The sequence below is a fragment of the Kitasatospora sp. NPDC040550 genome, assembly GCF_055594965.1.
Window position 1 is genome coordinate 1 of record NZ_JBVIWC010000013.1, and the last position, 12,900, is coordinate 12,900.

A 12,900-nucleotide genomic window follows, 5' to 3' on the forward strand; every position below is an offset into this window, starting at 1 on the left:
TGCCCGCCGCCACCGCGGCCGCCGCCATGCGCGCCCGCGGCCTGGACACGTGGCCGGTGGTCGACCCCGACGGCCACGCCATCGGCCTGCTCAGCTTCTAGGCCGGCCCTGCCGGCGCCGACGCGCCGGCAGCCGCGTCTCCAGGGAGCTGTCCCCGGCGGCGTTCAGCATTGGGCCGCCGTCCTGGTCGGGGTCGCCCATCGCGTCGAGCATCAGGGTGCCGGTTCCCGGTCGCAGGCGGGTGTCGAGGGCAGGGGGTCGGACTCCGCGGGGACGGCCACCGAGTACTCCTCGCGGCCCCGGTCCCGGACCGGCCGGGGGCGCCCGCACGACTGCCGGGCTCCTGGCCCCGCGGGGAGCGGTCGGCCGGCGATCGGGGACTGAGGGGCAATCGCGTCCGGGGCGGCCTGGCAGGCTGGTCAGGTGTCGGCGGCCGACTCCTGGCCGCGCGGGGAACGGCGGAGCTCTTCGTTGATGCGCAGGGCTTCTTCGAGTTGGTCCTCGAGGATGACGATGCGGCAGGCGGCTTCGATGGCGGTGCCCTGGTCGACGAGGTCGCGGGCGCGCATGGCGATGCGCAGCTGGTAGCGGGAGTAGCGGCGGTGGCCGCCGTCGGAGCGCAGCGGGGTGATGAGGCCCTGTTCGCCGAGGGAGCGTAGGAAACCGGGGGTGGTGCCGGTCATCTCGGCGGCGCGGCCCATGGTGTAGGCGGGGTAGTCGTCATCGTCGAACGAGCTGACGGCGTCGGGGGTGTGCGGTCGGATGGTTGCCGTGGTCACTGCACCTCTTCTTGTTGTTGTGCCTGGGGACGCGCTGAGGGGCCCCGGGGCCATTGCGGCTCCCGGGGCCCCGAAGGGTTCTACACCATCTTCCGGCCTTCGGCCGGCTTCCTCATATCCGCACTGCCCCGGGATAGGGGGCATGCGGGGATCGCGTATGCGTGACCGGAAACCACCGTCCTTGCCTTGGGGTCTTCGGATTCCGCCCGGGCGACTTCCTCACGGGCCGGGCGATCCTGATGGCGCTCTGTCCCCTCCGTTCATCCTCTGTACTGACCTGGTACTGCGGAACTGCTGGTACTTCGCACTACGTGGTAGTGCCAACCACTCGGTACTGCTGTGGCGGTCCTTGCGGTCCACCTGGTCCGGCAGCCAGCCCCGTCGCCCGTCCTGCTCGACCACTCGGCTTGGAACCCCACTGCCGGACTCCCCGTGCGCGCGCCCGCAGTCTGGGCGCCTTCACCGGGATACCGCGTACTTCGACTGCTGGTACTGCACTTACCGAACTGCGGTACCGCTCGGTGGCGACCCCTGATGCCTGCGGGCCGCCCGGCCCGGCCGCCGGTCCTGTCGCCTTACTGCACCATCCCTGGCTTCAAGACCCTGCAACCGTACCGACCTGCGAACTCCTGTACTGCTACCGCCAGTTCGTGTCTGGCGGGTACCGCTGATCTCGTCGACGAGAGAAACACTAGCCACGGAGTGCACCAATGTCTACTCCAGCGGGCATAGATTTTTCGGCGCCGGTCGGGGAGGTAGTCTTCGCCCCGCACGGGGTGGGGCGGGGCCTGTCGCCGCAGCCGCGCCCAGGGCGGAGGACGCCGCGTCCCGCGGCCAGGACCACGAGTGAACGGGAGGCAAGCGGTGGAAGGGCCGCAGGCCGCGCGGCAGGTGCGCACCCCCGACCCCCATACCCAGGCGTCGCTGGCGGCGGCCATAGGCGAAGCAGTGCGCGACCGGGACGAGCGGGGCCTCCGCCGGCTTCTGGCCCGCTTCGCCGAACAGGCCGCCATCACGGACCTGCCCGCCCTGCGCGAGGCCATCGACACCCCCCACGGCGATGACGATCCGCCGGAGGCCCGATAGCCCGGTCGGCCCGCCGCGCTCCCGGACCGGAAGGCTCGGACAGCGGCATCACAGGTCAGGCAGACGCATCCGGCCCCACGCGGCGGATACCACCCCCGCCTCGGGCACTCCGGGCTCCACCGCTCGACCACCATCGCGCTGGTGTCCCGTGTGGCCGGGGCCCACAGCGGAGCAGCCCGGCCACACGGCCCCGCCCCGCCGAACGCAGCCCTGGCCTGCGAAGGGCCGAGGGCTGCGTCACGGCGTATGACCCGCCCCCCTACCTGCGCCCGGAGCGCCGGCTACCCAGACGCATGCCGCCGAGCACGAGGGCGGCGAGGAACAGGACGATCCCGATCACGAGCAGCCACAGCAGGCCCTTCACGAGGGCACCGACGAAGCCGAACACCACGGCGATCAGGACGATGAACAGAAACAGTGCCATCGCGGCTCCGCCTTTCTCACTTGTCGCGCTTCAAGGCGCCCTTCACACGGTCGGCGACGTCGCGCACGCCGTCCTTGACGTCCTCGGCGGCCTGCTTGAGCTTCGACTCCGCCTGGTCGGCCTGCCCCTCGCCCTTCAGCTCCTGGTCACCGGTCAGGTCCCCGACCTTCTCCTTGGCCTTGCCGGTCACGTTCTGCGCCTTGTTCGACAGGTCACCCATCGGTTGCTCCGTCCATCCGGTAGTGCACGAATCCCGCTGTCTGATCGTCCATCTTTGCCCGGTTTTGGGGATTTTATGCTCGCGGCACGACTGACGAGGCGCGGGCCGTCCCGAGGGGACCGCCCGTGAGACCGGACGGCGGCGCGAGGCGGTACGCGGGCCGGGGGATCTGCGCCGCGTACCGCCGGCCTGCTGACCGCGGTCAGATGACCGCGGCCAGGCGCCCGGCTCAGCGAGGCGCTCCTGCGGGCGGGCACGGGTGGCGGTCCGGGTTGCCGGGGGTGTCGGGGTCCTGCGGGGGCCAGGGCTGGGTGGCGAGCTGGTGGCGCAGGGCGTCGAGGCGGGCCAGGTGGGTGTCGAGGACGGTGCGGGTCGCGGTGCTCTGCTCGCGGATGCGCAGCTCGATGGCGGCCAGGCGGTCCTCGATGTGCTGCCATCGGTCCCGGGCCGGGGGGTCAGGCGCGTCGTTGGTCACTGTCGTGGCGGAGGCGGTCGGTGCGGTCGGTGAGGTCGTCGAGGCGGGCGGCGAGGTCGGGGTGGGCGTCGCCGAGGTGGCGGCGCATACCGGTCAGGGGCGCTATGAGGCCGGCCGGGTCGGTGGCGCCGAGGGCGGTGGTGAGTGCGTCCAGGGCGGGCCCGGCTTCGGGGGTGTGGCCGGGGGCGGCGGTGATCCGGGCGGCCAGGACGCGCAGGTCGGCGGCGTGGTCGCGGGCCCAGGCGTCGACGGCGCGGTCGGCGGCGCGGCGGTCGCGCACGGCCTTGACCCGCTCCGCGCCGGTGGCCGTGGTGCCGGTGGTGGCGGCGGCGGTGGGGCCGGCGGGGCGCAGGCGCAGGTAGCGGTTCTCGGCGGCCTGGCGGCTGGCGACGCCCATGGGCTGGGCGAGGTCGGCCCAGGTGGCGCCCGCGGCGCGGGCGGCCTCGACCATCGGGGCCTCCCATCCGGCGAGCTGGGTACGCAGCTCCCGCAGCAGCACGAGGGCGGCCAGCGCCTGCTCGGCACCGCCGTCCTGCGCGTCCTCTGCGGGGCGGCCGGGCACCCGGGCCGTGCGCACGGCGTCGTCGATGACGGCGAGCGCCGCGGCGGCGGCGAGGAAGGAGACCGGCTCGGGCCCGGCTGCGGGCTTCGGGGGCTTCGTGCTCATGCAGTCATTCTACGGACGACATCAGCGGTTTGTCATTGGATGGATGACGTGCTACAACGGTGTCAGGTGAAGCGCACTGGCACCCAACGATCAATGGAGGTGTTTCGCGATGCTGCTGCGCACTGACCCGTTCCGCGAACTCGACCGGCTGACCCAGCAGTTCCTCAACACGACCGGTACCTGGTCGCGGCCGACCCCGATGCCGCTGGACGCCTACCGCGCCGGTGACGAGTACGTGATCTGCTTCGACCTGCCGGGGGTGGCCCCGGACGCGATCGACATCGACGTCGAGCGGAACATGGTGACCGTCAAGGCCGAGCGCCGTCCGCACCGGCAGGGTGACGACGTGAAGTGGGAGCTGTCCGAGCGCCCGCTCGGCATCTTCTCCCGCCAGGTCATGCTCTCCGACACCCTCGACCCGGAGGGGATCACCGCCGACTACGACGCCGGCGTGCTGACCCTGAGGATCCCGGTCGCCGAGAAGGCCAAGCCCCGCAAGATCGCCATCGCCCACGGCGACGGCCGCAAGCAGATCCGGGCCTGACCCCTCCCCGCGCCGTCCCGTGCCGCCCGCAATCCCCCCGGCGGCGCGGCACGGGACACCCCGGCCCCGGCCCGACCTTCCGGACACGCCCGCCGCCCCGCGGGCCCAACGGACAGCGAGCCGCCCCATGACCACCCCGGCGCCAGTTCACGGTGCGGGTGCGCGGCGAGATCGACGACTCCGCCCCGGACCTTCGCCGCGCGCTGTCCCGCGCGCCGGCGGACCGCCGGCAGGTGGTGCTCGACCTGTCACAGCCGCCCCCGACCGGACGGAGGAACCCGCAATGACACTGCACTGGGAGGCGTTCCTGGACCAGGTCCGGGAACGCGGCGAATACGACACGCCCGAGGAAGCCGAACGCTGCGCGCGCGTCGTCCTGGCCCTGCTCGGCGCGCACCTGGTCGGCGCGGTGCGCTCGGACCTCGCGGCCCGCCTGCCCGAGACGCTCGCCCTGGTCCTGCTCAACCCGCTGCAGGCCACCGAACCGCTCAGCCCCGAACGGTTCGTGCGCGCCACCGCCGCCTGGATCGAAGGCGCCGCCGAAACCACCGCCCTGTGGGACATCGGCGCCGTCCTGTCCACCGTCGCCGACGCCGCCGGCGACCAGCTCATGGAGCAGATCCTGCTCCAACTGCCGCCCGGCTACGACGTGCTCTTCGGCCGCCCCGCCGCCGGCCAACGCCCCTGACCCCATCACGGCCGCCCCGGCGCGGCGGCCCACGCCCGGAAGGCCACCGCCATGACCCGGCACCGCCACCTGATCCAGCAGGTTCGCACCCTCGGCCGCTACCCGAGCGACGACGAAGCCGAACACGCCCTCACCGCCGTCCTGGCGCTGCTCGGCTCCCAGCTCACCGGCGACGAACGCTGCGACCTCGCCGCCGCACTCCCCGAACGGGCACGCGCCGTCTTCGCCTCCCAGATCCCCCTGCCCCGACCGGTCTCGGCCCCCGCCTTCGTCGAAGCCGTCGCCGACGCCCTCGGCACCACCCTCGCCGCAGCCCGCTGGGACACCTCTACCGTCCTGGCCGCCCTCACCGACCTCGCCGGCGACCACCTCACCGACCGCATCCTCCACCAACTGCCCCACGGCTGGGCCCTGCTCTTCGGCCGCGCCGACCTCACCCCAACCGCCGCCTGAACGGCCGACCATGACGCGACCGCAACCGCGGATGCCCCACCGACCAGCCCGCCTCGCGGGGCGGCGCCCTTCGCTCAGGTGCACCAGGAACACCGTGGGCCGGCCGTTCCTCGCTCTCGGCCGGGTCCTCCGGTCGGGCGTCGCGCGTTCCGGACCGGGCCGGGGCGGCGCTCAGGCGCGGGGGTCAGGGGCGGGGGTGGGCGGTGTGCCAGGTGGCGACGGCGTCGTGGACGGCCCGGTCGGTGAGCGGTTCGCGGTGACCCCAGTACGGCCTGGCGCGGTTCACCTTGCGGGTCAGCCGGGTGCAGAAGGCGTGCCGACGGGCCCGGTCGTCCCAGTCCTCGGTCATCTCCCCGCTGTAGCGGACGGTGTCCACGACCGCGGACTTGATCCGCTCGTGGGCCAGGTAGCGGGGCAGGTCCTGCTGCCAGCCGGGGGCGCTGCGGCCGAAGTGCTCGGCCCAGCCCTCGACGACCGCCTTCTCCTCCTCCGGCAGGTAGGCCATCTTGTGGAGGTGGACGGCGAGTTCGTAGAGCGGGTCGCCCCACAGGGCGAGCTCCCAGTCGAGGAAGACGGTCTGCCCGGCGCGCAGCAGCAGGTTCTTGCGGTGCAGGTCGGCGTGGACCAGGCCGAAGCAGCGGGGGCGCAGTTCGGCCCAGCCGTCCAGCGCGGGGCGCAGCGGGTCCGCCGGGAAGCCGAGCGCGGCGAACAGGTCGGCGTACTCGGCGGCGTACCGGTCGTGCACGCCGCGGGTCACGTCGGACAGCCGGCGGGCGAAGCCGGGGGTGTCACCGCCCTGGGGCCAGTCGACCGGGAGCCGCGGCAGGGCGTCCAGGGGCACCCGGGCGGCTTCCGCGAAGAAGCGCACGACGTCGGTGAGCACGTGCCGCGGTACGGGCGTGCCGCGCGGGGCGGTGTCCTCCAGCAGCCGGCCCTCCACGAACTCGTGGATCTGGAAGCGTGGTTCGGCGCTGGTGTGCACCACCTGCGGGACGTTGCGCACGTACCGGCCGACGGCGGCCAGGACGGCGTCCTCGGGCCAGACCGCGAGGTCCATCGTGGCGGCGCCCGGGATCGGGATGCGGACCAGGACCGGCGCGCCGTCGAGCGTGTCGACCCGCAGGTTGTGGTTGTAGTACCCGGAGGCGCCGTCGGTGGCCCGGAGTGCCGTGCGGTACAGGGTGATCGGATCGTTGCTCACGGGGTGCCCTCCACGAGTGCGAAGATGACGCGTGCCATGCGGTCCTCGACCGCCGCCAGCGAGTCGATGGGCTGGATCGCGGCGCGCGCCCGGGAGCGGGCGCGCTCGATCGCGTCGTCCGCCGTGCCCAGCCGTTCGGTCAGGAGGCAGGCCGCGAGCACCAGGGTCGGGTAGACCTCGGCGGTCTCCAGCTCGCCGATCGCCCAGCGGGCCGAGCGGTCGGCGGCCGTGCCGTCGCCGCGCCGGGCGTGCACGTAGGCGCGGAACAGTTCCGCGCGCGCCCGCCCCGAACGGTAGTGGGCCCGCTCCAGGTGGTGGCAGGCCGACTGCAGCGCGGCCGCCGCCTCCTCCGTGCGACCGAGGTTGAGCAGGGCCCCCGCCAGCGCGGTGTACGCCTTGCCCAACTCGTGCAGGGCGCCCATCCCCTGCTGCACCTCGATCGCCGCGGAGGCCTCCCGCACCCCGGCCGCGGGGTCGGTGAGCGCCATCAGCTCGGCGCGGTTGACCAGGATGTTGGCCGAGCCGACGAGGGAGCCGGCCCGCTCGTACTCGCGCTCGGCCTCGTGGAGGTGGCGCAGGGAGGCGTCCCAGTCGAAGGCGAACCGGTGGGCGAGGTGGCGGAGCCTGGCGACGTCGCCCCGCAGCTCCGCCGCGTCGTCCGGGGCATCGGCCTGGATGCGCGCCGCCAGCGAGTCGGCGTCCAGGAAGCGTCCCTGGCACATGTGCAGGTCGGCGGCCCAGAGTCCGGCCGTCAGCCGGGTCGCGCCGTCGTGCTCGTCCCAGACCCGGCCGTACAGGCTCAGCGCCTCGGCCGTGCGCCCGGCGATCCGGCGCCCGTTGGCCGCCGCCACCGCCAGGCGGGCGCCGACGGTCGTGGTCATGGTCCATGTCGCCCGGGGCGTCAGGTGGTTGGCCGTACTCGCGTCCCCCATCAGGACCGCGGCCTCGGTCTCCAGGCACAGTGCGGTCTCGGACAGTTCGGGGTCGGCGGCCGGTCCGGCGGCCAGGTGGCCGCGCAGGTCCCGCAGGATGCCCTCCACCGTGGGCCGCCCGCCGTGCCGCAGTGCGCGATCGGCGTGGTCCAGCACATCCGGCCCGCTGAGCCGTTGCGCCCGCAGCCCGTGGTAGACGGCCTCCTGGAGCGCCCGGACGTTGCGTCGGGCGGCCTCCGGCCCGCCGACGGCCGCCTGCCCCGCGGTGCGCTGCGCCGGGACCGCGGTGCCGCTCCCGGCGCCGTAGCGCTCCCAGTAGCCGAACAGGACGGTGTGGATCTCCCGCCCGGCCGCCGGGGAGAGGCGGCTGCGCAGGGCCGCCAGCATCAGCTGGTGCAGGCGGTGGAAGCCGTCCTCGGCGCGGTGGACGAACGAGTAGGAGGTCAGTGCCTCCCACACCAGGCGGTTGCCCGGCAGGTCGAAGCTCCGGGCCAGGTGCCGGAACAGCGGGTAGTCGAACTGCCGGGCGGCGGAGAGCACTTCGAGCAGTCGGACCTCGTCCGCGGCCACGTGCGCCAGGAACCGCTGGAGGATCTCCTCGGCCGACACCGCCGTCCGGGCCCCCCGCCCGGCGGCCGTGGCGGGCTGCTGGGTACGGGTGTCGATCGCCAGGTGGAGGTAGAAGGGGAGCCCCACGCTCGCCTCCGCGATGGCGCTCCGCTCGGCGCCCTCACCGATGCCCGAGTGCTCCAGCAGCTCCAGCCGGGCCTCCATCGGCAGGCCCGCGATCCGGTGCGAGCGGATGATCTGCGCCCAGGCCGGGTCGTAGGCGTTCCACCCGAGCGGCTCCCTGCTCGCCACCACGACCAGGCCGCGGTCCAGTTGGGCGATGAGGTCGCGCAGCCAGGCGTCGGCGGACGCCACCCGCCCCGAGCGCACTGGGGTGGGGACGAGGGCCTCGAAGGCGTCCACGAAGAGCACGTACGGCTTCGCCCGGCTGCCGTCGCGGAGCTCCTCCGCGAACAGGAAGGTCACGGCGTCGACCAGGTCCGCGTTCGACAGGCCGTCCAGGTGCCGCAGGGTCTCGTCCTGACGGATCGTCCGGCGTCGCCGCCCGCTGCGCACCGCGAACTGGGTGAGCTTCACCAGACCGACCGCGCTGCCGAAGACGGGCAGACCGGTCAGCTCGTCCACCACCTGGGTCAGGACCTCGCTCGCGTCGACGAACGGGAGGTCCTTGCGGTTGATCCGCAGATGCGGGTGGAGCCGCTGCCACAGCACCGCGTAGGCGATGTCGAAACGGTCGAACTGCACGCCCTGGGAGCCCAGTTCGACCCGTAGCGCGGCGAGCGCGTCCTCCTGCTGGCGCATCACCGGGTTCTGCAGGTCCAGCAGGGCCGTACGGTGGCCGCCGGCGCACTGGGTCCTCAACTCGCGCAGCAGCCGCGACTTCCCGATCCCCCCGACCCCGGTCAGGTTCAGCACCCGGGGTTCCGGGTCCGCGTGGTCCGACTCCGTCCGCTCCAGCTCCGTCCGCTCCAGCTCCGACCGGAACGCCTCGAGCGCCGCCAGCCGGTCCACGAAGCGTCGCTGCTGCGCCACCGCACGCCGAAACCGCGGTTGAATGCCCACCCCTACCCCCGTCCACCCGTGCCGGTGCCCGTACGCGGAGAAGCAGAACGTGCCGACCGGCACCCTCCGTCCTGTTGTACCAGCTCCCGGCGCCCGGTCTGCCCCGATGGGGCGATGCGGCGAGGGCGGTGGGGCGGCGGGCGGAAATGGGGTTGCCAGGGGCGGTTGGATGGGGGGATGGGGAAGAAGGAGCGGGTGGCGCCGACGGTGTACGTGTCGGTGGACGTGGAGGCGGACGGGCCGATTCCGGGGCCGTACTCGATGGTGAGCTTCGGGGCGGTGGTGGCCGGGTGGGACGACGGGGCGGGGTTCCGGCGGGCGGACGCCGTGGGGGCGGGAGCGGCGGGGTTCTACCGGGAGTTGCGGCCGATCAGTGCGGACTGGGTGCCGGAGGCGCTGGCGGTGTCGGGGCTGGAGCGGGCCGCGCTGGAGGCGGGCGGGGCGGAGCCCGGGTCGGCGCTGCGGGAGTTCGGGCGCTGGGTGGAGCGGGTGCGGACCGGGCCGGACGGGCTGCGGTACCGGCCGGTGATGGTGGCGTACCCGGCGGTGTACGACTGGCAGTTCCTGTACTGGTACCTGATGCGGTTCACCGGCTCCAGCCCGTTCGGGCACTCCGGGTGCCTGGATCTCAAGACGCTGTACGCGGCGCGGGCGGGGGTGCCGTTCGCCGGGATCGGGAAGCGGTCGATGCCGGCGGAGCTGCTGCCGGACCTGCCGCACACCCACCACGCGCTGGACGACGCGCGGGAGCAGGCGGTGCTGTTCGCGAACCTGTGGGAGTGGGACGGGGCTACTCGGGGGTGAGGGCGAGGACGGCGAGGTCGTCGGCGAGCAGGCCCGCGTACCGGTGGACGTCCTGGGCGAGGAAGGACACCACCCGGTCCGGTGCCGTGCTGCCCAGGGCGGCCAGGCGCGGGGCGAGCGGGTAGAAGGCGCCGCCGGCGTCGCGGGCCTCGCTGACGCCGTCGGTGTAGAGCAGGACGGTGTGCCCCGGGGGCAGGGCGACGGTCGTCGGCTTGGCGGGTTCGTCCTCGGGGCGCAGGTGGCCCAGGCCGAGCGGGAGTTCGTCGGCGCAGGCCACCGGGGCGATGGTGCCCCGGCCCAGCAGCAGCGGGGTGGTGTGGCCGCGGTTGACGAACTCCACGCAGTCGGTGCCCGGGCGGTACTGGAGCAGGACGGCGGTGACGAACAGCTCGTCGTCGCCCCGGTCGGCCGCGTCGCGCAGCACCGCGCGGTCCAGCTGGTCGGCGAGCTCGACCAGGCCCGGGGTGTCGTGGGCGGCCGCCCGGAAGGCGCCGAGCACGTCGGCGACGGTGCGGACCGCGCCGAGGCCCTTGCCGCGGACGTCGCCGAGCAGCACCCGGACGCCGAAGCGGGTGTCGCACACCTCGTAGAGGTCCCCGCCGACCAGCACCTCGGCCTGGGCCGGGCGGTACAGCCCGGCGACCCGCAGGCCGCCGGCCCGCTCCGGCACCGGCCGCAGCACGGTGTGCTGCAGGGTCTCGGCGACGGTGCGGGCCTGTAGCAGGGTGCGGTTCTGCCGGGTGCGCTGCCAGGACAGGGCGGTGCCCATCACCCCGGACAGCGCGGTGGCGATGTACACCCAGACGTGGTGCTGCTCGTTGACGTGGCCCGCACGCAGGGCCAGCAGCAGCTGGAGGGCCAGCGCACCGCCCGTGGTGACGGCGGTCAGCACCGGGCCGTAGCTGAACGCGGCCACCACGGGCAGGGCGGTGAGCAGGAAGCCGGCCGCCACCGCGTCCGGGACGACGGCCTCGCTGACCAGGTCCAGGAGCAGCAGGATCACCGGCAGCCAGGGCACCCAGCGCGGCACCCGGGACTGCGCGACCGCGAGCTGCGGCGGGCGGGGGGCGGACACGGCGGGGACCTCCTGGCTGACCGGACCTGGGCGATTCGCCAGGGATGACCGGATTCGTCCCTCCATGCTCCCCCACGGACGGCCCCGTCACGAATGGCCGAACGTCCCGGGTTCCGGCGGGCGGGGACCGCGCCGGGCCGGACCGGGAGCGGACGGTCGGGGGGGCGGTCAGCGGAGGGTGACCGGCAGCGTCTCGTAACCGCGCAGCACCAGGCGGTCACGCCGGGTCGGGACGCCGCCCTGGGCGAGCCCGGGGAAACGATCCAGCAGGGCGGGCACCGCGAGCTCGCCCTCCAGCCGGGCCAGCTGGGAGCCCAGGCAGAAGTGGGTACCGCCGCCGAAGCTGAGCGGCTGGCTGTCCGTGCGGGACGGATCGAACACCGCCGGCCGCTCGTACCGGGCCGGGTCGTGGTTGGCCGCGCCGATCAGCAGGGTCAGCCCGCTGCCGGCCGGGACGGGCAGGCCCTCGACCGACAGGCCCTCCTCCAGGGCGACCCGCGCGGTGGCCTGGACCGGGGAGTCGAAGCGCAGCACCTCGTCGGTGAACCCGGCCGGGGTGACCGTGCCGCTGCGCAGTCCGGCGGCCACCTCGGGATGGCGGAACAGCAGGGCGAGACCGTTGCCGAGCAGGTTGGTGGTGGTCTCGAAGCCGGCCACCAGCAGCAGCACCAGGTTGGCCAGCAGTTCCGCGCCGGACAGCCGCCCACCGTCCTCGACGGCGATCCGGGCCAGGTCGCTGACCAGGTCGTCCTGCGGGCGGGCCAGCCGTTCGGCGATCAGCGCGGTGAAGTAGTCGGACAGCTCGTCGGCGGCCCGGTCGGCGGCGCCCAGCTCGTCGAAGTCCTGGGTGACCTCCAGGGCGACGGTCAGGTCGGAGGCGAGGTCGCGGAAGCGGTAGCGGTCCCGCTCGGGCACGCCGAGCAGCTCGCAGATCACCCCGACCGGCAGCCGGAAGGCGAAGGCGTCCATGAAGTCCACCGGGGAGCCGTCGGCGCCCTGCTCGGCCATCCCGTCCAGCAGTCGGCCGATCGCCGCCTCCACCGCGGGGCGCAGGGCGGCGACCCGGCGGGCGGTGAACACCGAGGCGATCAGCGAGCGGACCCGGGGCTGGTCGGGGGCGTTGCGCTGGAGGATCGAGCGGCCGAACAGGGCGAGCGAGGAGTGCTCGGCGAACTCCGGGGCGAGGCCGGCCGTCATGTCGGCGGTCGCGACGCCGAAGGCCGGCGTGCGGAGCACCTTGTTGACCGCCGCGTAGCCGCTCACCACGAACATGCCGTCCCCGGCCGGAACCACCGGCCCGAGCTCGTGCGCCCTGGCGTAGAGCGGATACGGGTCGGTCCTGACCTCCGTGGTCATCAGCTGCTCGATGATCGCGGCGCCGTCCATCTGGTGCTCCCCTCCGACGTGCTGGTTCCTGGTTCGTGAACAGCGGGCGGGCACGGCGGAGTTCCCGCCGCCGACGGACCCGGCGGCATCGGCGGGTCCGGGGCCGGGCGGCGGCGCGGATAGGCTGGTCGACATGGAGATCTGGATCAACCCGCGTTGTGGCAAGTGCCGGACGGCGCTCAATGAGCTGAACGCCGCCGGGGCGAAGTACACCGTGCGGCGCTACCTGGAGGACCCGCCGACCGCGGCCGAGCTGGAGCAGGTACTGGAGCGCCTGGGTCTGGAGCCGTGGGACATCACCCGCACCGACGAGCCGGTCGCCAAGGAGCTGGGGATGAAGGGGTGGCCCCGGGAGGCGGGCGAGCGGGCCCGCTGGATCGCGGCGATGGCCGAGCACCCCGTGCTGATCCAGCGCCCGATCATCACCGCGGACGACGGGCACGCCGTCGTGGCCCGGACTCCCGAGGTGCTCAAGGCCGTTCTGCCGTAGGCGTTCCCGTCTGCCGTCGGCGGTCCGGCCTGCCGTCGGCGGTC

General features: G+C 74.0%; 15 protein-coding genes. 6 read left to right on the top strand and 9 right to left on the bottom strand.

Translation table 11 applies throughout. The features are described from left to right. Nucleotides 1-419 precede the first annotated feature (419 nt). Nucleotides 420-701: a helix-turn-helix domain-containing protein gene (locus ACZ58X_RS20110; protein WP_470335140.1), complete on the bottom strand. Its 282-nt coding sequence runs from the start codon at nt 699-701 to the stop codon at nt 420-422. Between the two features lie 942 nt (nt 702-1,643). Between ACZ58X_RS20110 and ACZ58X_RS20115 the strand changes: the two genes are divergently transcribed. Beyond that, on the top strand, nt 1,644-1,865 hold the full coding sequence (locus tag ACZ58X_RS20115) for a hypothetical protein (RefSeq protein ID WP_470334970.1): 222 nt from the start codon (nt 1,644-1,646) through the stop codon (nt 1,863-1,865). Nucleotides 1,866-2,124: 259 nt separating this feature from the next. Here the strand turns inward: ACZ58X_RS20115 and ACZ58X_RS20120 are convergent, their stop codons facing one another. The 4 genes from ACZ58X_RS20120 to ACZ58X_RS20135 all read right to left on the bottom strand — a co-directional run bounded on the left by ACZ58X_RS20120 (nt 2,125) and on the right by ACZ58X_RS20135 (nt 3,651). After that, nucleotides 2,125-2,289 carry a hypothetical protein gene (locus ACZ58X_RS20120; protein WP_218206507.1) on the bottom strand — a complete coding sequence of 55 codons (165 nt, stop codon included), beginning with the start codon at nt 2,287-2,289 and terminating at the stop codon, nt 2,125-2,127. Nucleotides 2,290-2,305: 16 nt separating this feature from the next. Beyond that, the gene (locus tag ACZ58X_RS20125; RefSeq protein ID WP_470334971.1) at nt 2,306-2,509 is read right to left on the bottom strand and encodes a CsbD family protein; all 204 of its coding nucleotides are present in this window, start codon (nt 2,507-2,509) and stop codon (nt 2,306-2,308) included. Nucleotides 2,510-2,738: 229 nt separating this feature from the next. Continuing rightward, the gene (locus ACZ58X_RS20130) at nt 2,739-2,984 is read right to left on the bottom strand and encodes a hypothetical protein (protein ID WP_470334972.1); all 246 of its coding nucleotides are present in this window, start codon (nt 2,982-2,984) and stop codon (nt 2,739-2,741) included. After that, nucleotides 2,965-3,651, bottom strand: coding sequence for a type III effector protein (locus tag ACZ58X_RS20135; RefSeq protein ID WP_470334973.1), 687 nt, complete (start codon nt 3,649-3,651; stop codon nt 2,965-2,967). The genes ACZ58X_RS20130 and ACZ58X_RS20135 overlap by 20 nt, the downstream gene beginning before the upstream one ends. Before the next feature lie 109 nt (nt 3,652-3,760). Between ACZ58X_RS20135 and ACZ58X_RS20140 the strand changes: the two genes are divergently transcribed. The 3 genes from ACZ58X_RS20140 to ACZ58X_RS20150 all read left to right on the top strand — a co-directional run bounded on the left by ACZ58X_RS20140 (nt 3,761) and on the right by ACZ58X_RS20150 (nt 5,336). Further along, on the top strand, nt 3,761-4,195 hold the full coding sequence (locus ACZ58X_RS20140) for an Hsp20/alpha crystallin family protein (protein ID WP_470334974.1): 435 nt from the start codon (nt 3,761-3,763) through the stop codon (nt 4,193-4,195). 283 nt (nt 4,196-4,478) lie between these two features. Beyond that, nucleotides 4,479-4,883 carry a DUF2267 domain-containing protein gene (locus tag ACZ58X_RS20145; protein WP_470334975.1) on the top strand — a complete coding sequence of 135 codons (405 nt, stop codon included), beginning with the start codon at nt 4,479-4,481 and terminating at the stop codon, nt 4,881-4,883. Between the two features lie 51 nt (nt 4,884-4,934). Continuing rightward, nucleotides 4,935-5,336 (top strand): DUF2267 domain-containing protein, encoded by a 402-nt coding sequence (locus tag ACZ58X_RS20150; protein ID WP_470334976.1) that lies wholly within the window; start codon nt 4,935-4,937, stop codon nt 5,334-5,336. Between the two features lie 184 nt (nt 5,337-5,520). Here the strand turns inward: ACZ58X_RS20150 and ACZ58X_RS20155 are convergent, their stop codons facing one another. Together ACZ58X_RS20155 and ACZ58X_RS20160 are read right to left on the bottom strand one after the other, a co-directional pair. Continuing rightward, on the bottom strand, nt 5,521-6,537 hold the full coding sequence (locus ACZ58X_RS20155) for a phosphotransferase family protein (protein WP_470334977.1): 1,017 nt from the start codon (nt 6,535-6,537) through the stop codon (nt 5,521-5,523). After that, nucleotides 6,534-9,071: a hypothetical protein gene (locus tag ACZ58X_RS20160; protein ID WP_470334978.1), complete on the bottom strand. Its 2,538-nt coding sequence runs from the start codon at nt 9,069-9,071 to the stop codon at nt 6,534-6,536. The genes ACZ58X_RS20155 and ACZ58X_RS20160 overlap by 4 nt, the downstream gene beginning before the upstream one ends. A 207-nt stretch (nt 9,072-9,278) precedes the next feature. Here ACZ58X_RS20160 and ACZ58X_RS20165 point away from each other — a divergent pair, with 207 nt between their 5' ends. Continuing rightward, the gene (locus ACZ58X_RS20165) at nt 9,279-9,905 is read left to right on the top strand and encodes an exonuclease (RefSeq protein WP_470334979.1); all 627 of its coding nucleotides are present in this window, start codon (nt 9,279-9,281) and stop codon (nt 9,903-9,905) included. Here the strand turns inward: ACZ58X_RS20165 and ACZ58X_RS20170 are convergent. Together ACZ58X_RS20170 and ACZ58X_RS20175 are read right to left on the bottom strand one after the other, a co-directional pair. Further along, nucleotides 9,892-10,980, bottom strand: a complete 1,089-nt coding sequence (locus tag ACZ58X_RS20170; RefSeq protein ID WP_470334980.1) for a PP2C family protein-serine/threonine phosphatase — start codon at nt 10,978-10,980, stop codon at nt 9,892-9,894. The genes ACZ58X_RS20165 and ACZ58X_RS20170 overlap by 14 nt on opposite strands. Before the next feature lie 168 nt (nt 10,981-11,148). Continuing rightward, complete coding sequence (locus tag ACZ58X_RS20175) at nt 11,149-12,501, bottom strand: cytochrome P450 (protein WP_470334981.1); 1,353 nt, start codon at nt 12,499-12,501, stop codon at nt 11,149-11,151. On the opposite strand from ACZ58X_RS20175, the gene ACZ58X_RS20180 reads away from it, so the two are divergent. Continuing rightward, complete coding sequence (locus ACZ58X_RS20180; protein WP_470334982.1) at nt 12,500-12,856, top strand: arsenate reductase family protein; 357 nt, start codon at nt 12,500-12,502, stop codon at nt 12,854-12,856. The two genes, ACZ58X_RS20175 and ACZ58X_RS20180, sit on opposite strands and share 2 nt — an antisense overlap. Nucleotides 12,857-12,900 lie beyond the last annotated feature (44 nt).

Excerpts from the sequence above, each read along its gene's own strand:
- ACZ58X_RS20110 (WP_470335140.1), bottom strand. The coding sequence starts at position 701 with ATGGGCCGCGCCGCCGAGATGACCGGCACCACCCCCGGTTTCCTACGC.
- ACZ58X_RS20120 (WP_218206507.1), bottom strand. The coding sequence starts at position 2,289 with ATGGCACTGTTTCTGTTCATCGTCCTGATCGCCGTGGTGTTCGGCTTC.
- ACZ58X_RS20125 (WP_470334971.1), bottom strand. The coding sequence starts at position 2,509 with ATGGGTGACCTGTCGAACAAGGCGCAGAACGTGACCGGCAAGGCCAAG.
- ACZ58X_RS20135 (WP_470334973.1), bottom strand. The coding sequence starts at position 3,651 with ATGAGCACGAAGCCCCCGAAGCCCGCAGCCGGGCCCGAGCCGGTCTCC.
- ACZ58X_RS20140 (WP_470334974.1), top strand. The coding sequence starts at position 3,761 with ATGCTGCTGCGCACTGACCCGTTCCGCGAACTCGACCGGCTGACCCAG.
- ACZ58X_RS20145 (WP_470334975.1), top strand. The coding sequence starts at position 4,479 with ATGACACTGCACTGGGAGGCGTTCCTGGACCAGGTCCGGGAACGCGGC.
- ACZ58X_RS20150 (WP_470334976.1), top strand. The coding sequence starts at position 4,935 with ATGACCCGGCACCGCCACCTGATCCAGCAGGTTCGCACCCTCGGCCGC.
- ACZ58X_RS20165 (WP_470334979.1), top strand. The coding sequence starts at position 9,279 with ATGGGGAAGAAGGAGCGGGTGGCGCCGACGGTGTACGTGTCGGTGGAC.
- ACZ58X_RS20180 (WP_470334982.1), top strand. The coding sequence starts at position 12,500 with ATGGAGATCTGGATCAACCCGCGTTGTGGCAAGTGCCGGACGGCGCTC.
- ACZ58X_RS20175 (WP_470334981.1), bottom strand. The coding sequence starts at position 12,501 with ATGTCGACCAGCCTATCCGCGCCGCCGCCCGGCCCCGGACCCGCCGAT.